The sequence below is a fragment of the Neobacillus sp. DZ-9 genome (assembly GCF_059587065.1).
In genome coordinates, this window is record NZ_JCAIOL010000002.1 from 746,955 (window position 1) to 771,254 (window position 24,300).

Below are 24,300 nucleotides of genomic sequence, written 5' to 3' on the forward strand. Positions count from 1 at the left end.
AAAGGAGGAAACCTCAATGGCAACACCACTTTTAGAAATTAAGAAATTGAAAAAGCATTTTCCCATCAAAAAAGGATTTGGAGCGCCCAAAGGCTATGTCCAAGCAGTAAATGGGGTGGACCTGACAATTTATGAAGGTGAAACCTTGGGAATTGTGGGTGAATCTGGCTGCGGTAAATCGACGACTGGAAGATGCATTTTGCGGCTCATCGAACCGACTGAAGGGGAAATTAACTATCAAGGTGTGAATATTGCTAATCTTTCTCTAAAAGAGATGAGAAATTTAAGAAAAGATCTTCAGATGGTCTTTCAGGACCCTTTTTCAACTTTAAATCCAAAGCTTACCATCCGTAAGATACTCGAAGAACCTTTGATAGCACACCATATTGATAAGGAAAAACGAAATGCCAGAATCGAAGAAATTATTGAATACGTAGGCTTGGACAAAGGCTATTTAAATCGATATCCGCACCAATTTTCCGGTGGACAGCGGCAAAGAATTGGGATTGCGAGAGCATTGATGCTTTTGCCAAAACTAATTGTGGCTGATGAACCAGTATCGGCATTGGACGTATCGATTCAGTCACAGATTCTAAATCTTATGCAAGATCTTCAGGAGCAGTTTAATTTAACGTACGTTTTCATCTCCCATGACTTAAGAGTGGTAGAGCATATTTGTGATCGTGTAGCGGTGATGTATCTAGGGGAGGTAGTGGAATTAGCGGACAAAACAGCCCTTTTTGAAGAACCATTACATCCATACACCAAAGCGTTGATTTCCGCGATTCCAGTGATGGATCCAGATGAAAAAAAGGAGGCAATCCTTTTAAAAGGCGATTTGCCTTCCCCTTCTAATCCGCCACAGGGATGTAAATTTCATCCAAGATGCGCTTCCTGTATGGATATTTGCAAGACGCAAAATCCGGAACTTAAGAAGGTAAATGGCAGTTTAGTAGCTTGTCACCTTTACTAGAATATTTTAAAGAAAAGAGGTAGTCTGGAATGTTCGTGAAAATTAATGGAACAAGAATATTTTTTGATGTAGAAGGAATGGGAGATATTCCCGAAGGACCAAGCTTAAAGAAAAAGCCGGTATGTTTTATCTTGCATGGGGGTCCTGGTGGTGATCATACTGGATTTAAACCGACCATGAGCCCATTGTCAGAATACATGCAGCTTGTCTATATTGATAACCGTGGAAGCGGGCAATCGGACCGTGGACCTCAGTCCACCTATACGCTGGAAAATAACGTTGATGATTTAGAAGCACTTAGAGAATGTTTGGGAATAGAAAAAGTGGTTCTTCTTGGTCATTCGTATGGGGGAATGGTTGCACAATCTTACGCCGTAAAGTACCCGGACAGTGTTCAGGGATTGATTCTAATCACTACTTCCCCTAGCTATCATTTCATTGAAAAAGCAAAGGGAATTGTGAAAGAAGTTGGTACGCCAGAACAGCAAGAAATGGCTCAATTGGTTTGGGACGCAGCTTTTGAATCACATGAACAGCTATCAAAATATTATGAGGTAATGGCACCTTTATATTCTCATACACATAATTTCCACCCTTCAGAAGAGGAACAATTGAAGTCGAAGAATGCAAAGTTACGCGCTAAGCGGTCGTATGAAGCATTAAACGAAGGTTTTGGAGGATTCTTACGAAGCTATGATGTAAGAGATCAATTGCCTTCACTCAAGGTTCCAGTCCTTGTCATTGGAGGTGTGCATGATTGGATTACACATGTAAGTGAATCTTATGAAATTGCCAATCGAATTCCTAACAGCGAACTAGTTATTTTTAAGAATAGCAGCCATAGGGTCATGAAAGATGAGTATGAACTCTTTCATTTAACTGTACGTAACTTTGTTAAAAGTAGAATCGATGGAGGGGGAGCAGCCCTTGTTAAAGGATAACGAATTAAGTTTACTGGATTTACTGAGATCTGGGAAAGGGCAATACGCAGCTTCTATTTATCACTTTGAAACAGAAGAGGATTTCAACTTACTTCATGAAGAGGAATTTTATGCAGCCAGTGTCATTAAGGTTCCGATTATGGCTTCTGTTTTCGCAGAAGCCGCAGAAGGAAAACTTTCATTATCGGATAAGATCCTCGTTCGCTTTGAAGATCTGGTAACTGGTGCCGGAAGTTTGCAAAATCTGACCCCGGAAAAGGAATGGTCTATCTATGATTTGATGGTCCTTATGATCACTGAAAGCGACAATACTGCCACGAATCTATTAATTGAAGCAGTTGGGGTAGGGAACATTCAATCCTACATGAGCCAATGGGGCTTCAAGAAAAGCCAATTTCATCATAAATTACAAATTATACCTGCTGAAAAGGCCCATGGATCCAACTTGATTACGGCTGGAGAAATGACTGAATTTATGAAGAAAATCGCCACGGGTAAAATCGTGTCCTGGAACGCCTGCCGCAGAATGGTGGAAATTTTGAAGCAGCAAAAGGTAAATCATTTATTGCCAGGTTCACTGCCAATGATTTTAGGACCAATCGGAGCAATTCCATCCTGGGAAATGGCACATAAAACCGGTTATATTCCGGGACTGGAACACGACGTAGCCTTATGCTACTTTCCTGGACATACATTTGCTATTTCTATTCTTAGTAAAGGTGTACCGAATCGTAAAGAACCGAAACGGATTATGAGTGAAATCGGGGCAGTGCTATTTCAAATGGCTAACGGAAAGAAAATTAAAGAGATTGTTTAAATTAAATACTGATTCTGATAACACTAGAATAATAGTTTACATACTCATGCTATTATTCTTTTTTCGTATTAAATTCCTATTAACGGAGAATTGATTGGATTAAGAAGAGATTTAAAAGGGAGGAATGGGTGTGAGTAAACGACTTTTAAAAGCAGAAGACTTGTTTGACTTCAATTTTGTTGGCGACCCGCAGGTCTCGCCGAATAAAGATCGAGTTGCCTACGTTTTAACAAAAATGGATTTAGAAAAAAACGGCTATTATTCTTCCATTTATGTCAGTGATATGGAAGGAAATAATCAGGAGATTACCTTTTATTACGATAATAATCGATTAATAAAGGATTTTTCCCCAAAATGGTCGCCAAACGGAAAGCAATTGGCTTTTCTTTCCAATCGCACTGGCTGTTCCCAAGTATGGCTGCTTCCTTTATCAGATGGCGGAGAAGCTACGCCTTTGACGCAGGTTACCGGTAACGTTGTAGAGTTCGACTGGTCCCCCGACGGAAAAAAACTTGTGTTAACTGTTCAGGAAAAATCCGAAGAAATGGAAAATGAAGTGATCGTCATCAGGCGATTAAGGTATAAACTAGATGGTATACGTGAATTTTTAAATACTCGTAAACATGTTTTCTTGATAAATCTTGAAACTAAGGAAACTGCTAAAATTACTCAGGGTGATTTTGACTTTTATGGACCTACATTTTCAGCGGATGGGAAACTACTTTATTTTCTAGGATCTGTTGAAGAATCACAAGAAATAGAATATATCCCATCCATTTGGCAATACGATTTTACAACGGTTCATCTATTCCACCAGGGAAAAGGACCAATAAGGGCGTTAGCTCCATCACCGGATGGAAAGTGGGTGGGATTTATTGGGCATGACCACGGTGAAACATACTCCGAAAATTTAAACGTATGGGCGATTTCTACAGAAACAAAGGAAGCCTATAATTTAAGCAATCAATTGGATCGTACCGTTGATACCCCAGTGCGGGTAGATGCTTATTATGATAAAGGCGAGCAGAAAATCATTTGGGATAAAAAAAGTAAAAGTTTATTTTTTACTGCAACCGATGGCGGCAGTGTACTTTTATACAAAACAAACTTACAAGGTGAAGTATCGAATTCCTTATCTGAAAGGGAATACAATATTACGTCTTTCACCATGATCGATGATGAACGAGCAGTGTTTGTACAATCACATTCCCATTCAACAGGAGATCTAGTCATTCAAAATGTTAATCAAAAGAATATAAAGCAGAAATTAACGAAGTGGAATGATGAATTATTTAATAATCTGCAGTTAAGTTCTCCTGAACATATAACTTTTAAAAGTGCCGATGGGTTGGAGATTGAAGGTTGGATTTTACATCCTGCTATACGGAATGACGGGGAAAAACATCCTTTAGTGTTACAGATACATGGTGGCCCGCACTCAGCCTATGGATATGGTTTCCAGCATGAGTGGCAGCTGATGGCGGCTAAGGGTTATGCTGTTCTTTATACAAATCCGCGCGGCAGCCAAGGATATGGCGTTGATTTTCTTCAAAGGGTAGTAGGAGATTGGGGCGGAGAAGATTACAAGGACCAAATGCATGCAGTTGATTATATCTTGGATAAATATGATTACATTGACCCTAAACAGCTTTTTGTAACTGGCATAAGTTACGGAGGCTACATGACCAATATGATTACGACAAGAACAGACCGTTTTAAAGCTGCCGCAACACAAAACTCTGTAACAAATCTTTACAGTATGTTTGGAACAAGCGACATTGGATTTTATTTTAATAGTGCGCAGCTGGGCGGGACAGATATGTGGGAAGATGAAGAAACAGTCATGAAATATTCACCTATTCGATATGTTAGGAATGTTAAGACCCCAACACTAGTCATGCATAATGAGGACGATTACCGATGCCCGATGGAACAAGGAGAACAATGGTATATCGCTCTTCGCAGGCTGGGAGTCGGAACAAGATTCTTGCGTTTTCCAGGAGAGAGTCATGTAAGTGGTACGAGTGGAAAACCAAAACATCGTCTTGCCCGTTTAAACCATTTGATTGGTTGGTTTGAGGAGCACAGATCTTTCATTTAGAAGAAATTGCTATTTTCGAATCATATAAATGGCTGTAAGTGCGAAAAAAGCTTGGGAAACCTGGCTTTTTTTCATTTAAAACTCATTAAGTTCCACAAAAATAATTGACTAAATCTTCTAAATTGTTTAAACTTTATTTAATAAAGTTACAACTTCAAATATATTTTTATATTGAAGTTCTAACTTCAATTAAAAGGGGGGTGAGGAATCCGATTAATTGTATTTGAAAAGCTAAAACCTTGGAATTATATTTATGACATATGTAAGAACCGCCTCTTAGACCTTCAGCAACTATCCTACAGAAATAACCTTTCCGCGCAAAATTACTAGTATCACAACAATAAGCAATGATTTTTTAACTTTACACATTCTTATAAAAAGACAGGTTACTTGAAAATGGATTAGGGAGACAAAATTATGGAACAATTGAAAGCGTTTTCGCAGAATAAGTATTTTATACTTTTTATTCTTTTTGCAGGTTGGATGGTGGCATATTTAGACCGTATGGTAATGAGTGTCGCTCTTACATCAATAGGGGATGACCTTCATTTAAGTGCCGCATCATTAGGGGTTGTTCTTAGTAGCTTTTTTGCTGGTTATGCATTAATGCAAATTCCCGGAGGTGTGCTGGCAGACAAGTACGGTTCAAAAAGAGTCATGATTGTATCACTTATTGCATGGTCCCTATTCACGGCGTTTACAGGCTTTGCGTGGTCATTGGTTTCTTTGCTCGTCATCCGTTTCTTCTTCGGAGTGGGTGAAAGCGGATTCCCGGCAGCTAGTTCAAAAGCAATAGCCGAATATTTTCCAAAAACGGAACGCGCGAAAGCACAGTCCACCATGCTATCTTCCAACGCGTTTGGCGCTGCGATTGCTCCGCTTTTTGCCGCACCAATGATGGTATGGCTGGGCTGGAGAAGCATGTTTATGGTCATTGCACTAGTTGGACTAGTTCTCGTGGCTGTCTATGGGTTTGTTTTAAAGAAGCCAGTTAAACAAAAAGAGGAAGAAAAGCATGTGGATACGCAACAAATTTCAATGAAAGATTTGTTGCGGACACCTACAATGTGGAAACTGGTTATTGCTTGGTTTGGTTTAGATGTTGTGATTTGGGGGTTTGCATCTTGGCTTCCGTCCTACCTTTTAAAAGTGCGTGAATTGGATCTCTTGCACGCTGGTTTTGTCGCATCTTTGCCGTTTTTTGCAGGTGGGATTGCCATGGTATTAGGAGGATTGGTCGTAGATAAATACTTTGTAGGCCGTGAAAAATATTTTTCGATTGTTGTGACAATACTGGGGGCTCTGTTTCTTTATCTCATGTTTAAAACACCTTCCCTTCAATTGGCGGTCACCTATCAAATCATCTCAGCCTTTTTCTTATATGCAGGTTTCGCAGGGATTTGGTCATTACCGCTGAAATTTCTCCCTACTGAAATTATGGGATCTGCAGCTGGAATGATTAATTTCGGGGGCCAGGTAGCTGGCTTTGTGTCCCCGATGATCATGGGCTTCTTAATCACTGCTTTTAATGGTTCTTACAATGCTGCATTCTGGTTTTTAATTCTTTCCTCCATTATCTCTGTGGTAGCATGCTTTACACTTGGTGATACAAAAAAATCACTAGAATCAAAGGTAAAGAGTGCGTAGATTGTTAGTTGCATAATTTAAAAGAAAAGAGGAGTTTTATATGAAAATTGCTATTGCACAGATTGCTCATGAAACAAATACCTTTTCAAATGTGCCAACGACAGTAGAACTATTTAAAAACTGGGAATGGGATCATAACGAGCAAATTATCGAAAGACATTTAGGAGTCGATGATTACGTTGGAGGGATGATTGATAAATGCAATCAACTTGGCATCGAAATCGCTCCTGCCTTTTCCGCGTTTACAGGGCCGTCGGGCATGATCACGAAAGAGACCTATGAAACGTTAGAGAAAGAGTTAATAACAGGCATCCAAAATGCAGGTGAAGTAGACGGAATTTGTCTAGCATTTCATGGGGCTGGCGTTGCAGAAGGGATTGACGATTTAGAAGGGTCATTACTTAAAGCGCTGCGAAAATCGATTGGATATGAGATTCCTATTGTAGTAACATTAGATTTGCATGCAAATCTAACTGAATTAATGGTGCAAGAAGCAAATGCTCTTCTAGGCGTTAATTTTTATCCACATACGGACTCCCATGATAGAGGAAGGGAAGCAATTGAATTACTAGAACAAATCATTCAAGGTGAATTGGAGCCTGTCATGCATTTGGAGAAGCTGCCGCTTATCATTCCCACCTCCACAACATACGCATCCCCAGCCAAGGAAATCAATGAGCAATGCTGGGAATGGGAAAAGGAACAGGGAGTAGTCGATTGCACGTTTTTCCACGGGTTCCCATATACGGATATTCCCGATGTAGGTGTTTCTGTCATCACCATCACAAACGGAAATTCTTCATTAGCGGAAAAAGCAGGGAAAGAAGTAGCCAAAACTATCTGGGATAAGAGGGAAGAGTTTCGACCTGATCTGCCAACTCCTGAGGAGGGTATCCAGCAGTGTTTAGCGAAAACAGGCCTTCCCATCGTCATCAATGAGACATCGGATAATCCGGGAGGCGGAACTCCAGGGGATGGAACCTACCTCTTAAAAGCTATGGTTAAAGCGAATGCTCCAAAGACATGCTTCGGTTTTATTTACGACCCTGAGGTAGCGGAGTTAGCCCACCAAGAGGGTGTAGGATCAAATATCGATGTGGAATTGGGCGGCAAAACCGATTCCTTACATGGCCAACCTTTGTCCCTTAAAGTGTATGTTAAAAGTTTATCCGACGGTCAATTTTACCAAACTTCCCCTATGTGGCGAGGAATTAAAGTAAATCTTGGAAAATCTGCGAGATTACAAACAGGGAATGTCGATATTATTGTTTGCTCGGTAAGATCACAAACCTTTGACGAACAAGTGTTCTTACTTCATGGAATTGATGTAACAAATTATAAAATTGTCGCGTTAAAATCCAGTCAGCATTTTCGAGCATACTTTCAGCCAGTCGCAAAAGAAATTATTACAGTCGATTCACCAGGATTAAGCACTTGTGATTTTTCGATATTTGATTATAAACGAATCAATCGACCAATCTTCCCTTTAGACCCAGTTCAAGATTATATAAAGCAGACCTCAAAGGTATAACATAAAATTTTCGCTATGAACAGCAGGTGCCACTCCAAGCACCCTACCATTGAAAGGAAGAGCACGGATGGAACCTATCAAAGAATTAATCCGAAAGAATTTTGATTCGCTAACAAATCGACAAAAAATAGTAGCCAAATTTATTTTGGATCATCCACAACAAATCGCATTCCAGAAGGCAAAAGAAGTCGGTGAGTCGACAAACACCAGTGAGACTACGGTAATACGTCTATGTTATGCGCTTGGATATACTGGATTTACTCATTTGCAAAAGGAGATTCAGATATCTCTGTTAGAGAATGGACAAACAGATCCAATCGAAAAGTATCGAGTAACAACTGCAGCCCTTAGTCAGAACAATGGTGATCTGATCAAGCAAATTAAGGAACGGGATATTGCTTTTATTGAGAAAACCCTAGATTCCTTGAACGTGGAATTATACCAAAAAATTATTGATGCGATTCTATACTCCCAAAAAAGATGTGTCATTGGGTTGAGAAGCTCTTATGCTGCAGCGAACTGGCTCGCGTACAGTTTAAACATGGTGATAGGAAACACCCATCTGTATAGAGGAGAAATTGATAACGCCATTTCTTTAATTTCTGACATGGACAAAGAAAGCTTGGTGATTGCCCTTTCATTTCCGCGTTATGCAGAGGAGACCGTTTCGTTTGTAAAGGCTGCCAAGAAAAAAGGAGCAAAAATAATCACCATAACGGATAACGAAATATCTCCCTTGGGATCATTTGCGGATATTTTGGTAAAAGTTTATACCCCCTCTCCCACAGGACTAAACGGGATGGCTACCATGTTTTCATTGCTGAATGTGATTGTTTCTGGCGTTGCCTTATCGAAGTGGGAAGAGGTACAAAATCGTATTAATGATTATGAACAGACGAGCGAACAGTTTTTTCCATATTTTAAGCAGTAGGATTGATTGCTCTTCTACCATTCCATAGAGAAAGGGACAATAAAATGAAGATAGATAAAGTGGAAATTTCCAGATTGAAAATGCCGCTTAAACAACCATTTGAAACCAGCTTTGGTCGTTTGACGTATAAAGATTTTCTCGTAGTCAGCGTCCATAGTGGAGAGTTGATCGGATATGGGGAGAGCGCTTCTCTTCCTTATCCTATCTATAATGAAGAAACCACCGGAACCGTCAATTATATCCTGAAGGAATTTCTTATTCCAAAATTGTTCTTGGCGGAAAACCTGAACCATCCCAGTGAAATCCACGAACTCTTTAAGCCGATACGACGCAATAACATGGCGAAAGCTGTCCTTGATGGAGCGGTTTGGGATTTATATGCCAAACAACAAGGTATATCACTTGCAACCGCCCTTGGTGGCCTTAAAAAAGAAATTGATGTCGGTGTCAGTATTGGGATCGAGGATACTGTGGAGAAAGTGCTTGAAAAAGTAGATGGTTTTATTCACAAAGGGTACAAAAAAATTAAAGTGAAAATAAAACCAGGTCATGATGTCGAAGTGATTCGTGCCATTCGGGAACGATTTGGTCCTGAGATCCCTTTGATGGCCGATGCAAACTCTGCCTACACTTTAAATGATGTTCATATCCTTAAAGAGTTGGACCAGTTTAACCTTATCATGATTGAACAGCCATTGGCCCACGATGACATTATTGATCACGCCAAGCTGCAAAAACAGCTGGCTACGCCAATCTGTCTGGATGAAAGTATTCATACATTAGAAGACGCCAGAAAAGCCATCGAATTAGGGAGCTGTAAAATTATCAATATTAAGGTTGGCCGGGTAGGAGGGCTGACGGAAGCGAAAAAAATCCATGATTTTTGTAAAGCGAACGATATTCCGGTTTGGTGCGGCGGGATGCTCGAAGCAGGTGTCGGACGTGCCCACAATATTGCCCTTTCGTCACTCGATAACTTTAGCATCCCTGGGGATACATCCGCATCCGATCGTTATTGGGCTTATGATATCGTAACACCTGAGGTTATCTTGTATCAGCCAGGTCTTCTTCAAGTGCCGGAGGCTTCTGGGATTGGCTATGATATTAACGAAACTGTATTTGAGCAATATCTGATTGATAAAGAGACATTTACAAAAGATTTGATATTCAATAGTTGATTGAAAACAAACGAACAGGAGGGATTAGATTGTTTGATTTTATTATAAAAGATGGAAAAGTTTTTGATGGCACAGAAAATCCATGGACTAAAATCGACATCGGTATTAAAAATGGGGTCATAAGTAAAATTGGTGATTTACGTAACGAACACGCGGCTACGGTGATCGATGCGAAGGGATTGGCGGTTTCACCCGGTTTTATCGATACGCATGTGCATTCAGATTTACTCTGTACAAAGCCAGAAATCCACCATATTAAATTATTGCAAGGTGTTACTACAGAATTATTTGGCCAGGACGGCATCTCCGTTGCTCCGGTTTCTGAAGAAACCAAGCCTTTATGGCAAAAGCAATTAAAAGGACTAAATGGAGATATAGGCGATTGGCCATGGAACACCATCGATGAATATCTTCAGTTTTTGGAAAATTCTGATATCACAGGAAATGCAACCTACCTTGTGCCACATGGGGCTGTACGGACTCTTGTCATGGGCTTTGATGGACGTCAGGCGACACAGGAAGAAATGGATCAAATGCAGCTTCTTGTGGAAGAAGGGATGAAGCAGGGAGCAGTAGGGGTTTCTTCGGGTCTGGTCTATCCTCCTAATGTGTTTTCCAATAAAGAAGAATTAATTGCGATCTGCAAAGGAGCAGCTAAATATGACGGCTGCTTTGTGGTCCATATTCGGAACGAAAGCAACCACTCCCTTGAGGCGTTGGATGAGGTCATTGACGTGGCCCGACAATCTGGTATCCGTCTTCATGTTTCTCATTTTAAAGTCGCAGGGAAAATCAATCGTGATAAATTTGAAAAAGCACTTGAGAAAATGGACCAGGGCCGTCAGGAAGGAATTGAAATCACCTTCGATCAATATCCATATACAGCTGGATCTACGGTTTTTCATGCTATTCTGCCTCCTTGGATGCATGCAGGAGGAACGTCTGAACTGTTAGAAAAATTAAAGGTTCCGGAAAATCGCGAAAGAATAAAACATGAATTAAAAAGCAATGAGGACTATGAAAATTGGGTCCTTACCTGTGGCTGGGAAAATATAATTATATCTGCAGTTTCTACAGAAAAGAACCGCTGGGCTGAAGGTAAAAACATGAAGGAAGTTGCTGAATTACTAGAAGCAGATCCAGCAGACGCGGCCTTTGATTTACTAATTGAGGAAAATGCAGGAATTACGATGGTGATTCATTGGGGCGATGAGGAAGATGTCATTTATGGAATGAAACACCCCCTACAAATCGTTGGATCGGATGGTATTTTTGGCGGGAAACCCCATCCTAGACTATATGGAACATATCCACGTGTGTTAGGACGCTATGTTAGGGAAAAGCAGGCCCTTACCCTTGAGCAGGCTGTACGCAAGATGACAGGTGCACCTGCCCAGCTGCTCCGCTTAAAAGATAGAGGATTCATCCGAGAAGGTTATGCTGCCGATATTGTGGTGTTTGATCCGAAAACAGTGAAAGACCAATCAACATATGAAAATCCACTAGAAAAACCTGTTGGAATCTTTTACGTCCTTGTAAATGGGCAGCTGGCCGTAAAAGAAGGCAAGTATATTGGTACGACAGCAGGAAAAGTGTTGCGACAGGAGAACTGTTATGCAAGCAAAGTTTACCTATAAGATTGTAACAGAACTCGAATTTCTGTCAGACATTGTTGAATTACAAAAAATGGTGTGGGGAGAAGAGGTAGTCACCTCTCTCCCGCAAATGGTGGCTGCTATTCACAATGGCGGGGTAGTCATTGGTGCTTTTGATAAGGAGTGTAATAGACTAGTAGGATTTTGCTACGGATTTGCCGGATACAGTAATCTTAGTAAAATGCCTTATTTATGTTCTCATATGATGGCCATAAACCCCCAATATCGAAATCAAGGAATCGGTAAACAATTGAAATTAAAACAACGAGAGTGGGCCATTAAATATGGCTATGAAAAAATCATTTGGACTTTTGACCCCCTTGAAGTTAAAAATGGATATCTTAACCTTTCCAAACTTGGTGGGTATGTAAAAACGTATATTGAAGCTTATTATGGTTACATGAATGATAATTTAAATAAAGATACACCCTCCGACCGATTCCTGGTGGAATGGGATCTTTTGTCTGATCATGTTAAATTCACCATAGAGGGGAGTCGCAGCCATCGGGTAGAATGGAAGAAGTATGAAAAACTAACTGACATTAAGTTTGAGGGGGAATATCCTATTCCTTGTGATCATAAAAGAGTAAAACCTATTCCCGGTTATCTGTTACCTATTCCAAATGAGGTGCAGCAAATGAAGAAAAACGCCCCTGAACTGTTCCAAGAGTGGCGATCACACACTCGTAATATACTAAATGAAGCCCTTTCACATGGCTATCACGTCACTGGGGTGATTCCGGAAGATAAAATAGCGTATTACGTACTAGAAAGATGTGACCTTTCTGTATAATACACAAACAAACATGAGTGAAATAAGAATCAAAGAATGGGTGAAGAATATCAACACTCTTCTTCTAGATACTCACTCAAGCCACGCACTCCTTCAAATAGGGAAACCTGCGTTGCGAATTGAAAGGTTGGAAGCCATGCTGGATTTTGTATTCTTACATTTATCAGAATAATTTACAGAGGGGGGAGAGAGAATTTATGAATGACATAAATACATGGGTGTCTCAACATGAAGAGTCTATTAAATCCACTTATCAGTACTTACATACACATCCTGAAATTAGTTGGAAAGAGGTTGAGACAACCAAGTTCTTATGTAAACATTTAGAAGAATTGGAGATTCCCTATGAACCATTTGAGGACATCACAGGTGTCGTTGGTTATTGGGGGAATAAAGAAAATGGGCCCACGGTTGGAATAAGATCAGATATGGATGCATTGTGGCAGCTAGTAGATGGGGAATGGAAAGCGCATCATTCTTGTGGCCATGATGCTCATATGTCCATGGTCCTTTATGCCATTACTTGTTTGAAGGAAATTGGTTACGAACCTAAAGGATTAATTAAAATCATCTTTCAGCCAGCAGAGGAATCTGGGAAAGGTGCAAAAGCAATGATCGAAAGAGGGGTTCTAAATGATGTGAAACTCTTGCTTGGACTTCATGTACGGCCTGCTCAAGAGTTGAAATTTGGAGAAGCAGCTCCAGCCATCTATCATGGGGCCACTACTTTATTAAAAGGAACCATTAAGGGGAAGCAGGCTCATGGCTCAAGACCCAATCTCGGAATTAATGTAGTGGATTCCCTTGGAGCCATTATTCAAGCAGTAAATGCCGTAAAGGTAGACCCATCTGTTTCCGCATCGGCAAAGGTGACAATGGTTCAGGCTGGTGGGAAAAACGTAAATATCATCCCAGACTTTGCTGAGTTCGGAATAGATGTGCGAGCAGAACGAAATGATGTGATGTTACAGTTAATCAAAGATATTGAACATGCTGTTTTTGCAGCTGGAACGGCCAATCAAGCAGAAGTTTCGTTGGAAACCATCGCAGAAATGGTGGCTGCAGAAAAGAGTCCTGTTATGGAAGAGGTTGTAAAAGAGGCTATCGTGGAAGCGATTGGAGAAGATAGCTTGGCTCCAGCAGTTATTACTCCTGGTGGGGAGGACTTCCATTTTTACAAAACAAATTTCCCGCATCTACAAACAACCATGCTTGGTTTAGGAACGGATTTGAAGCCAGGCTTACATCACCCAAATATGAGCTTTAATCTTGATTCACTGTCGAATGGCGTTAAAATCTTGAGTACTGCCCTGATAAAAATGATGGCATTATGACAAATCGGGACCACGGCGACGGTTCTCATGGTTCAAATAGAGTTAGGTCCGACCACATGAACCGTCCCGATGGAAGTAAAAAGACAAAACGATGATATATTGAAAATTTTTAGAATAGTGCGAAGCTGGGAAACCAGGTCATTTACAAACAATTTGACAATTCATTTTGAAAATAGGAGGAAATAAAAATGGGTTTAGAATTTTGCTCTAAATGTGGTTATCAAAAAGACGAAGATCACATGTATAGCATGTTTTGTGGAGATTGTTTGGAAGAATGGAGTGACTAAAACGACGTGTATTTGTAAAGAGGAAAAGGATTATATTTTCGTAGACTATCACTATGAGAAAAAATCCGACGGTAGATTTTTCTTTTTATGTTCCTTTCGATGTTATAAAACTCCAGTAAGTTACTCCATTATTATGCGCGTATGTCGAACGGATATAAAAAGGATCATACATAATAGCAGGACTAATATGTATGATCCTTTATTTTTTTATCCACGCAAAATAAGTATTAAAAAAGTGCAAAATAAATATAAATGTTACATTCTACCATTGACGACATCTCAACCTTAAAATAGTTGTATGATTCGACGTTACCCATGTGTGAACTAGCTGCAGCTTTCGGCAACAACTATGTTTAACATGTTTAACGTAGATGTCTCAAATGGTTGTGCTTCATTCGGAGCAGGGGTATACAGCACGTTCAATTACATGATAGAATCCAAAGTTCAATCATCATGTTTGTTTATGACGGTTACTGAGACTATCCATCATGACGACCTGAGCATCACGAGCTTTCTTTTACAGACAAAGACCTTGTGCTACTCTCCCAAACCCAGCAGGCTAACTTCAAAACTGCTTGAGACCTGCGTGCCAGTGGTGGGTTCGATTCCCACGCAGTCCCGCCAATAAAGTCGATTGTATCAAGGGTTTTCTCAGATTTATCTTGAATTAAGTTTTACATATTCCTCTACAGTTTCAACCCTGGCTACTGACTAGACTGTAGAGGGACTGTTGCAGAGACTGTATAGAACGTTTCTTTCAACTTCCAAATAATTATTTATTGGAGGTTATTTTTATGCAAACAAAGGTTAAGCCTAAACTAGGTAAGATTAGAGAATCTATTTATTTTGATAGGTCGATTTGATTACCCATTCTAAGTCGGGCAAAATCTTCAGGTGCACATTTAATGTTTTGTTCGACAAGATCTATCAATCTTAGGGGAGTGCCAGGCACCGATAATTCAATCTTTTATAAATCTTCTTCCTAAAGGTTCCGAAACATCATTGTTATTCTATTAATTTTGATAATTCGTAAAATATACATAATATATAATATTCAATATAGTATAATATTCTATGAAAACGTTTCAATAGGATTCCAAGGGAGATGATATTCTAATGCGCATGCAGCGAATCTTGGAAATTGTTCTTCAACATGCTCCATATGGGTCACTGGAAGGAATAACCACTGAAGAAGTTGCTAAGTTGTCTGGTGTCATGCGTCATAACGCAAGTGCCGATTTAAATGAATTAGTTCGTCAAGGATTTGTGATCAAAAAAAATAGCCGACCTGTTCGTTTCTGGGCTGCAGAGGCAAATAATCTTAGTGTAAAAGGTCTATCGGTTCAAGTTTCTGCCGAGAAAGAAATTGCCGTCAGCACCGAAATCACATGTATAAATGAAGTTATTGGTGCAAAGGGGAGCCTAAAATCGATTATTGAACAGGCCAAAGCTGCCATGCTGTATCCGCCTAAAGGGCTTCCAACCTTAATCGTTGGTTCCACAGGGGTGGGGAAGAGTTATTTAACTGAATTTATGTACCACTATGCCATACAGTCTGGACGATTAGATCCGGATGCCCCGTTTAATGTATTTAACTGTGCGGACTATGCAGCAAATCCGCAGCTTTTAATAGCGCAATTGTTTGGCTTTGTAAAAGGGGCATTTACAGGTGCAGATAAAACAACACCGGGAATGATTGCACAATCGGAAAACGGTGTTCTTTTCCTTGACGAGATCCATAGATTGCCTGCGGACGGTCAGGAGATGCTATTCCTTCTGATGGATCGCGGGGTTTATAGGATGGTTGGTGATGGAGCCACGTTACGCCCAGCTTCTATCACGTTAATTGCGGCCACTTCAGAGGATCCCCATTCGGCACTTTTAAGCACATTGCTTCGGCGATTCCACGTTGTGATCAAGCTTCCTGATTTGGCGGTCCGGCCGTTGGAAGAGCGATTGTTGCTAATTGAGCATTTTTTGCAAGAAGAGGCCACAAGGGTTGGGGTTCCTATTTTGGTAAGTCCTCTAGTATTGGTGGCATTGCTCACTTTTCATACCATTGGTAATGTGGGTGAAATTAGGAGTGCTGTTTTACTGGGATGTGCAAAAGCATTCCTGAATTACATAGCCTCCGATCAAAAAAAGGGAATTATGCCGCTATATTTAACCCATTTATCACCGGAGATTCAACTTGGCTATTTGCAAAATCATCGTGAAACAGTAAAAGCTGAACAAATGGTGGGCGTGGAAGACCATACTTATTCCCCAGTAAAGGACATGAAGCCAAAAGAAATGCATGACAAGGTCCCACTAGATTTGTATCGTGAACTTAACCAACGCATAAAGGGATATTTGGAATGCAATCTCGATCCTTATGAGATTCAAAAACTTATTCAAATTGATGTGGACTACTATTTACGGAGATTACTTGGAAAAGCAAGCATTTCATCCCCAATTCCTGCCGAGTTTTTAGATGTAGTGGCAGAGTTTATGGAGGAGGCTGGCAAGCTGTTGGACCATTCATTCGGTCCGGAGGCGATTACTGGTTTAGCCCTGCATTTAGCTTCAGCACCAAATACAGCGAATTCCGATGCCAATCGAACACTTGCATTAGTGGCCCATTGCCCGCGCGAATATGGAGTCGTTCGCAAGTTGACTTCACTGCTGAAAACAAAACTGGAAATCTCATTGGGTCCGGAAGAAATAAGTTACCTTGCTTTGTTTTTGCATGCACATGGACGAAGCACGGACTCTGGAAATTTAACGTTAATGGTTATTGCACACGGTGAGAGTACGGCTTCAAGCATGGCCGAGGTGGCAAACCAATTGATAAATGATAAGCGCGTCCTTGCTGTTGATATGCCGTTGGACCAAAGTGTAGAAGACACTCTGCAACAAGCTATTCATAAGGTAAAGGATTACGGTCAATCAAAAGGAATTCTCTTATTGGTTGATATGGGATCCTTAACAGGACTTGGCCCTGCTATAGAAAAGGCAACCGACATTCCTGTTGAAGTGATTCCACTCGTCACTACTGTAGCAGTGATTGAGGCTGCCCATCTGGTAGGACAAAGTGATATGGAGTTGGCAGGGGTGGTACAAAAGGTGAAACAAATCTACAATATGGAACCTGCCATTCTTTCACCTTCAGATGGACAAAAGGTAATCATTACCACATGTTTGACCGGGGAGGGAACGGCCCGAAAACTGGCTGCATTTCTAAGTGAGGCATTACCAGATGATATAAAGAATGAAGTGCTAATCCAATCTGTAAATTTGGAAAATGGATCTGAAATTCCCAGACTACTTGTCGAAGGATGGAAAGGAAAAGTGGTTGCGGTGGTTGGAACCGTTAATCCTAATCTTCCAGGCATTCCTTTCATTGGAATGGAACAAATCCTCTTTGGGGAAGGCATGCAGACCCTTTTATCACATTATGTACAGAAGGTCGGCTCTCCTATAATGGAGGAATCTTTATCAAGTCAGGAGGCTGTTGCCTTGGCCAGCCGATTTATCGAAGACTCTATTATGACGGAAGAGGGAAAATGGTTTGCGCAAGCAGCTAGGACGGCACTAGAAAATCTTGAGCAGCATCTTGAGGTTGCGATGACCGCAGGACAGGCTGCAAGATGGGTCATCCACTTTGCATTTGCATTAGAGAGGCTGAGTACAGATGGCTTAGTCATAGAATGCAATGAGTTGTCACAACTTGAGCAGTACCACGCTTCACTATTGGATATGATCGAACATGCGGTTTCCCCAATGGCGCAGTTGTGGAACTTGAATATTCCAAGAAGTGAAATCGGTTATTTGGCATTAATTATCTTGTCATTGTAAGACAATAAAAATAGTGTCTTGTGTTGTGTCTTGTGTGGTGAGCTCATTTGGGCTTGCCACATTTTGTTTTTATAAGAAAACGGTTTCAAGTGTCTTGGCGCGTTTCTTGCATTATTAAATGGTAAGATGAACGCTTTGAAAATTCATCATAAAAGTTAGGGGGAATTAAATTGAAAATAGTTTTAGTACGTGTTGATGACCGTCTTATTCACGGTCAAGTGGCTGTAGGTTGGACAAGGACGATAGGGGCTTCCCACATCGTTGTGGCAAATGACGAGGTAGCAAAGGATAATACACAAAAAATGCTGTTAAAAATGGCTACGCCTGTCGGTGTAAAATCCACGATATTATCTGTGGATGAAGCTGCTGCATTACTTGCGGCAGAAAAGTTTGGGAACGATAAGGTATTGGTGCTTGTCCGCGATCCGAAATCTCTTTTGAGATTGATAGAGGGAGGGGTAAAGTTTGACAAGGTTAATATCGGCAATGTCAGGATGATGGATGGCCGTCAGAGAATTACCAAGGAAGTAGCTGCAACGTCAGAGGAAATCGAAGATTGGAAGCAATTAGATCAGGCTGGTCTTCAGTTGGAGGCATTATGGGTTCCAGGAGGCTCTGCCACAAACTTCAACGAGGTTATTAGAAAACAAGGATAAGGAGAGAAACAGATTGATAGGGATATTGATAGCAACCCATGGCCGTTTAAGTGAATCTTTGCTGGAGGCTGCATCCATGCTAGTGAGTGAAACCGACTTTACGGAGGCAGTTCCATTTTTGTCCGGTGAGGGAGTGGAGGACTTGGAGGAAGCCGTCAAAGAAGCGGTGCTCAAACTAAGCCCAAATGATGGGATTTTAGCCTTGGTCGATTTGCCAGGAGGAAGTCCTGCTCGGGCGGTAGGCGGACTCATGTTTGATAATAAACAAATTGAATTAGTTACAGGAGTAAACCTCCCCATGCTGCTTGAGGTGCTGATGCTTCGTAATAGCATGACTCTTGAAGAACTTGTCGACCATGCTTTAGAGTCCGGTACAGGTGGAATTATTAATATTGGTAAAATTATTAGGTCTGAGTCGGGCGGTTCTGTATAGAAATGATTTATTAAATTAAATTGGAGGAAAGTGCGATATGTCGATTTTTACTGCTATTTTACTTTCGTTATTAGCTGGTTTTGCTTATTTTTCTCGTCGTTTTATGGGTGACTGGTTCCTTGAACGCCCAATTATTTTGGCTCCATTAACAGGTCTTATTATGGGCGATTTCCATATGGGCCTTATTGTTGGGGGTACACTGGAACTTATCTTTATGGGTGCTGCCGATATTGGAGGAACAGTTCCTCCAAACTATAACATTGGTAGTATTCTTGGTGCGGCATTTGCCATTTCATCCGGGCAGGGCATCGAAACAGCACTCCTTATTGCAATTCCTGCAGCCCTATTAGGATCTTTCTGTGAACTACTTGCCAAAACTGTAAGTGTGTTCTTTGTGAATGCGGCAGAAAAGATGGCAGACACAGGAAATTGGAAAGGGATATCCCGCGTATTGCATTTGGGTAACTTAACCCACTTTTTAGCAGACGCCATCCCTACTTTTATCGCATTAGTAATAGGTGCAAATGCTGTAAAGGCCATTACAGCAGATATTCCTGAATGGCTAAAAAATGGAATCACTGTTTCCGGTAATATTTTACCAGCATTGGGATTTGCATTATTGCTCAGCAGTTTAGCTTCGCCTATCTTATTTCCTTTCTTTTTCATTGGCTTTTTATTAGCAGCATACACCAATATGGGTGTTTTGGGTGTGGCGGTTCTCGCTTTCTTAATTGCCATTGTTCTTCAAACTCGTAAAAGTAACGAGGAAGAATTTCTATCTTCAGCTGAAACGGCTACAGCAGGTGTAGCGGGAGCTTCTTCTATTCTATCAAAAAAGGAAATGCGTCAATTATTTTTCCGTTCCTTCTCATTGCAATCTGCTTTCAGCTTTGACCGTATGCAGGCGCTTGGTTTTACTTGGGCCATACTTCCTGTTCTAAGAAAAATCTATAAAGATAAGCCGGAAGAGTTTAAAAAAGCGTTAAAACGTCATTTGATTTTCTTTAATACCCATCCATGGATTCCGGGACCGATCCTTGCCATTACAGTGGAAATGGAAATTAAAAAGTCACAAGGGGAAGAAATTGACGATCAAGCCATTCAAGGTCTAAAGTCTGGTCTTATGGGACCAATCGCAGGTGTAGGTGATTCCATGTTCCACGGAACACTTCGTCCGCTAGTTGGGGGCGTAACCGCTGCCTTGGCACTACAAGGAAATCCAATGGCACCACTTATTTTCTTCCTTGTTGTAAATGCTGTTCACGTTTATGTCAGCTGGTTCACCCTCAAAAAAGGGTTTCAAATGGGAGAACAATTCCTTGGCGTGTTGGCATCCGGACAAACGCGTAAAGTGATGGAAGGTGCCACCATGTCTGGCTTAATGGCAGTGGGAGCACTTACTGCAACTTGGTTGAATGTAAAAACTCCGCTTGAATACCATGTACAAAAAGCAACGGTAACCATTCAATCCATGCTTGATGGTATCATGCCAAAATTATTGCCATTGGGATTGACCATGCTTGTATTTTTCTTAATCCGTAAGCGTGTTAAAACAACCTATATCATGCTTGGACTTATCGTTGCAGGTCTGGTTTTGGGTGCATTTAAAATTCTTGGTTAAATTCTTAATCCCTCGGGAGTCATCCTGAGGGAGCTTATATTCTATTAAGTGAGGAAGTGTTTCTTTTGAATCAAGTTATTCCAGAATCTATGAAACCATCATTTGAACGGACCGCCCATCCTTTTTACATGTGGGAAGAATTAATGGGGACCCCCGAGGCTTTGCGTACTCTTTTGAAATCAGACCTAGGGGAACACATACAAAAAGCGGCTGCAGCCTTAAAAGAAGTGGATAGTGTCCATCTGACAGGCTGTGGAACATCGTATTTTTCCGCGATTGCTTCAACTTACTTTTTCCACCGAATTGTAGGTATACCAGCTCAAGCCCATAATTCATTTGAATTTTCTGCCTATCCGCCAGCTGGCCTGTCGAAGAGTGCTTTGATCGCCATTTCACATACTGGTGGAACGGGTGTAGCTCTTGCCGCCGTTGATATCGCTGAGAAAGAGGGAGCGGTTTGCGTTGGTTTAACCGATGTAGAAGATTCTGCTCTTGTCAGTAAAGTTCCTCATGTGTTGCTGGGAGGAGGAACCAGGGAAAAGCCGCTGCCTAAAACACGTAGTTACGTTACTTCCCTATTAAAGCATTATCTCTTGGCCATCGAGGTTGCTAACCTAAAGGGAAGAAAATTTGAAACAAATTTCACGAAATACTTTGAGGAATTACCTGAAACAGTTCAAGAAGTGCTCGACCATAATTTGCAGTTAACGAAAGATATCGTTCAAGCACTAGATAGTCATGCTCAAGTTTACTTCTTTGGCGCAGGGCCCAATTTGGCAACCGTAATGGAAGGAACGTTAAAGTTACAAGAAACAGCCCAAGCACAAGTCCATGCCTTTGAATTGGAAGAAGGCATGCATGGTCCGTGGGTGACCATGAATTCTGGAGATCTGGTAATTGTATATGCACCAAATGGGCCGAGCTTTGAAAAAGCAGTTCATTTTGTAAAAGCGATCGATAAAGTAGGGGCAAAGGTTTGGGTACTCACAAACAATCCAGGAGAGATTGAGGGAGCGGATTATGTTACACCGTTACCAGATGTACCGGAATTGATTAGCCCTCTTTATGGAATCTTGCCAATTTATGAATTTGCTTATGAACTTTCCCTTTCACGTGGTATTAGGCCAGATGTTATGCGTTTAACCGATGAGCGGTACCTTGATGCCCGCTTGAAACTTCCTCGATAGAGCTCCTAAGGAAGCCCGAATTTTATAAAGTTAGCAATCTTGGGAGGTATGTCATGTCAGCACGTTCTTATTTTCAAAAGACAGCCGCTTTAATGGTTAAAATCGAGGCAACGCAATTGGGAACAATCGAATTTTTGGGAAAAAAGATAGGGCAATCTGTGGCAAATGATGGAGTGGTCCATCTGTTCGGGTCCGGCCACTCCCATATGGTTGCCAATGAAGTTTTTGTCCGTGCAGGTACTTTGACCAATATTAGGGCAATATGGCCCAAACAGGAAACTGATAAACTGGAGAGAGTGGAAGGGCTTGGTGCGGCCATCCTGAAAATGGGGGATGTCCGCGAGGGTGAACTGTTATTTATAATCTCCAACTCGGGGATTAACCCAATGCCGATCGATATTGCGCTGGAGGCAAAAAAGAAAGGGGCACTTACGGTGGCGATAAGCTCGAAGGAACATTCCCTTTCCGTTTCCAGTCGTCATTCAAGTGGAAAAAGGTTATTTGAAGTCTGTGATTTTTTCTTGGATACATGTGTTCCGGCAGGTGACGTACTCTTGAAGGAAGAGTCATTTTCCTATCCTTTTGGACCTGCTTCAACCCTAGCAGGTGTAACACTCATCCAGGCTGTCATGGCGGAAGCAGTCCATTGGATGCTGGAACAGGGAATGGATCCACCTGTTCGGGTCAGTCGAAACATGCCCGGCGGCGATGAGCGTAATGATAAATTAGGAGAGATTTATCGCCACCGCATCCCAGAACTATAAATAAAAAGGAAGTGGGCCAAATGGCACGGATAGCTCTAAAAGGAGGGCAAATCCTTGCACAGGGAGGGACATTCGTTTCGGGAACCGTATTGATTGAAGAAACGAAGATTACAGGTATTATTTCAGATAACAGCATTCCTGAAGATACAATTCTTTTGGATGTATCTGGGAGTATTGTTTCACCAGGTTTTATCGATACCCATGTACATGGTGGGGGTGGTCATAATTTCATGGAAGCAACAAGAGAGGCTTATTCAGCCATATCTGACCACATGGTACGTGGCGGGGTAACCTCCTGTCTGGCAACTACCACCAGTGCATCACTTCCGAATCTAGTTAAGACTCTCGAGTATGCATCCTTCATGACTAAACATCCTATTCCGAACAACGTTGAGATTTTGGGAATTCATATGGAAGGACCTTACTTGAACCCTTTACACAAGGGTGTTCACATCGCCGAACACGTTCGTGTGGCAGAGATATCCGAGCTTGATCAGATTCATCTGGCGCAAGCTTCAGCATTAAGGGTGGTAACCCTTGCTCCCGAGATGCCCTTTGGCCTGGAGGCCACACGATTTTTTGCAGAACGAGGAGTTAGAGTTTCAATAGGACACACGGGTGCAACCTATGAGCAGGTAAAAACGGGGTTAGCCAATGGTGCTTGCCGCGGAACTCATGTTTTTAATGCCATGCCGCCGATTCATCATCGCCAACCTGGACCAATTCCAGCCCTCTTCGAAGATCAAAACGCGACCCTGGAATTTATCGTGGATGGACATCATATTCATCCTTCTGTGATCAAAATGGCAGTCCAAGAAATCGGACCTTCCCGCGGTATTCTAATTACAGATTGTACAGATGTGGCAGGACTCGGAGAAGGTGTGTATACAAGATGGGAAGGTACCGAAGTCCGTATCGAAGGAGGGCAATCGAGGACTGCTTCGGGATCTCTGGCCGGAAGTGTGTTGCGGATGGACCAGGGGGTCAAAAATCTCGTCGAAAAAGTGGAATTGCCAATTGGACAAGCACTTTTGATGGCAACAGAAAATCCTGCCAAGTCTATAGGAGTTTATGAGAAAAAAGGCTCCATTTCACCTGGAAAAGATGCCGATATCGTTGTATTGAATGGAGATCTATCGATAGGATTTACAATGATAAAAGGCCAGATAGTTTATAGTGAACAAGAAAAATTAAGGAGGATTTCTTTATGGAATGCTTAGTAACCATCAATGATCCGGAAGGATTGCATGCAAGACCTGCAGCTGAGTTCGTAAAGGAGGCTGCCCGCTTTCAAAGCAAAATTGAAGTTTCCTTTGGATCCCAAATTGCAAATGCAAAATCACTTTTAAGTTTATTAAAACTTGGTATAAAAAAAGGACAAAGCATAGTAGTAAGAGCAGAGGGACCGGATGCAGAAAAGGCTCTAAGCGAGCTATCCGCTATATTTTCAAATGAGGTAAAATGAATCTGACTTCAGGTGAAATATTTTTAGAATGAGAGGCAAATGTCATGGTCCGAGTTGGTGTCATCGGAACAAACACGATAAATACTGCTGCCAGCCAATGGCAGCTTTTTCTGTAATGGTTTGTTCCGTCAGCTGAATTAAAGCCATCT

18 protein-coding genes and 1 pseudogene are annotated in these 24,300 nt (G+C 41.3%); all 19 read left to right on the forward strand.

The annotated features are described in order from the left end of the window. Positions 1-13 precede the first annotated feature (13 nt). Positions 14-973 (forward strand): annotated as a pseudogene (locus AC59HZ_RS08215) (ABC transporter ATP-binding protein); the annotation flags it as partial. A 29-nt stretch (positions 974-1,002) separates the two neighbouring features. Beyond that, on the forward strand, positions 1,003-1,914 hold the full coding sequence (locus AC59HZ_RS08220) for an alpha/beta fold hydrolase (RefSeq protein WP_496545313.1): 912 nt from the start codon (positions 1,003-1,005) through the stop codon (positions 1,912-1,914). Further along, on the forward strand, positions 1,901-2,731 hold the full coding sequence (locus AC59HZ_RS08225) for a serine hydrolase (protein WP_496545314.1): 831 nt from the start codon (positions 1,901-1,903) through the stop codon (positions 2,729-2,731). Before AC59HZ_RS08220 ends, AC59HZ_RS08225 begins: the two co-directional genes overlap by 14 nt. A 130-nt stretch (positions 2,732-2,861) precedes the next feature. Beyond that, positions 2,862-4,832 carry a S9 family peptidase gene (locus AC59HZ_RS08230; RefSeq protein WP_496545315.1) on the forward strand — a complete coding sequence of 657 codons (1,971 nt, stop codon included), beginning with the start codon at positions 2,862-2,864 and terminating at the stop codon, positions 4,830-4,832. Between the two features lie 417 nt (positions 4,833-5,249). Beyond that, positions 5,250-6,479 (forward strand): MFS transporter, encoded by a 1,230-nt coding sequence (locus tag AC59HZ_RS08235; protein WP_496545316.1) that lies wholly within the window; start codon positions 5,250-5,252, stop codon positions 6,477-6,479. Between the two features lie 40 nt (positions 6,480-6,519). After that, the gene (locus AC59HZ_RS08240; protein ID WP_496545317.1) at positions 6,520-8,010 is read left to right on the forward strand and encodes a M81 family metallopeptidase; all 1,491 of its coding nucleotides are present in this window, start codon (positions 6,520-6,522) and stop codon (positions 8,008-8,010) included. Between the two features lie 67 nt (positions 8,011-8,077). Continuing rightward, a complete protein-coding gene (locus AC59HZ_RS08245; protein WP_496545318.1) occupies positions 8,078-8,941 on the forward strand; it encodes a MurR/RpiR family transcriptional regulator in 864 nt (287 codons plus the stop codon). 44 nt (positions 8,942-8,985) lie between these two features. Continuing rightward, positions 8,986-10,119 (forward strand): o-succinylbenzoate synthase, encoded by a 1,134-nt coding sequence (menC, locus tag AC59HZ_RS08250; protein WP_496545319.1) that lies wholly within the window; start codon positions 8,986-8,988, stop codon positions 10,117-10,119. Positions 10,120-10,148: 29 nt separating this feature from the next. After that, positions 10,149-11,756, forward strand: coding sequence for an N-acyl-D-amino-acid deacylase family protein (locus AC59HZ_RS08255; protein WP_496545320.1), 1,608 nt, complete (start codon positions 10,149-10,151; stop codon positions 11,754-11,756). After that, the gene (locus AC59HZ_RS08260; RefSeq protein WP_496545321.1) at positions 11,734-12,567 is read left to right on the forward strand and encodes a GNAT family N-acetyltransferase; all 834 of its coding nucleotides are present in this window, start codon (positions 11,734-11,736) and stop codon (positions 12,565-12,567) included. Before AC59HZ_RS08255 ends, AC59HZ_RS08260 begins: the two co-directional genes overlap by 23 nt. Before the next feature lie 197 nt (positions 12,568-12,764). Beyond that, positions 12,765-13,901 (forward strand): M20 peptidase aminoacylase family protein, encoded by a 1,137-nt coding sequence (locus AC59HZ_RS08265; protein ID WP_496545322.1) that lies wholly within the window; start codon positions 12,765-12,767, stop codon positions 13,899-13,901. Positions 13,902-15,304: 1,403 nt separating this feature from the next. Further along, positions 15,305-18,025, forward strand: coding sequence for a sigma-54-dependent transcriptional regulator (locus AC59HZ_RS08270; RefSeq protein ID WP_496545323.1), 2,721 nt, complete (start codon positions 15,305-15,307; stop codon positions 18,023-18,025). Positions 18,026-18,195: 170 nt separating this feature from the next. Continuing rightward, positions 18,196-18,681: a PTS sugar transporter subunit IIB gene (locus AC59HZ_RS08275; protein WP_496545324.1), complete on the forward strand. Its 486-nt coding sequence runs from the start codon at positions 18,196-18,198 to the stop codon at positions 18,679-18,681. Positions 18,682-18,694: 13 nt separating this feature from the next. Then, a complete protein-coding gene (locus AC59HZ_RS08280) occupies positions 18,695-19,114 on the forward strand; it encodes a PTS sugar transporter subunit IIA (RefSeq protein ID WP_496545325.1) in 420 nt (139 codons plus the stop codon). 37 nt (positions 19,115-19,151) lie between these two features. Continuing rightward, positions 19,152-20,735, forward strand: coding sequence for a PTS system mannose/fructose/sorbose family transporter subunit IID (locus tag AC59HZ_RS08285; protein ID WP_496545326.1), 1,584 nt, complete (start codon positions 19,152-19,154; stop codon positions 20,733-20,735). Between the two features lie 89 nt (positions 20,736-20,824). Continuing rightward, the gene (locus tag AC59HZ_RS08290) at positions 20,825-21,922 is read left to right on the forward strand and encodes an SIS domain-containing protein (protein WP_496545327.1); all 1,098 of its coding nucleotides are present in this window, start codon (positions 20,825-20,827) and stop codon (positions 21,920-21,922) included. A gap of 53 nt (positions 21,923-21,975) precedes the next feature. After that, complete coding sequence (locus AC59HZ_RS08295; RefSeq protein WP_496545328.1) at positions 21,976-22,686, forward strand: sugar isomerase domain-containing protein; 711 nt, start codon at positions 21,976-21,978, stop codon at positions 22,684-22,686. Positions 22,687-22,706: 20 nt separating this feature from the next. Next, complete coding sequence (gene nagA, locus AC59HZ_RS08300; protein ID WP_496545329.1) at positions 22,707-23,906, forward strand: N-acetylglucosamine-6-phosphate deacetylase; 1,200 nt, start codon at positions 22,707-22,709, stop codon at positions 23,904-23,906. Continuing rightward, a complete protein-coding gene (locus AC59HZ_RS08305) occupies positions 23,894-24,151 on the forward strand; it encodes an HPr family phosphocarrier protein (protein WP_496545330.1) in 258 nt (85 codons plus the stop codon). The genes nagA and AC59HZ_RS08305 overlap by 13 nt, the downstream gene beginning before the upstream one ends. Positions 24,152-24,300 lie beyond the last annotated feature (149 nt).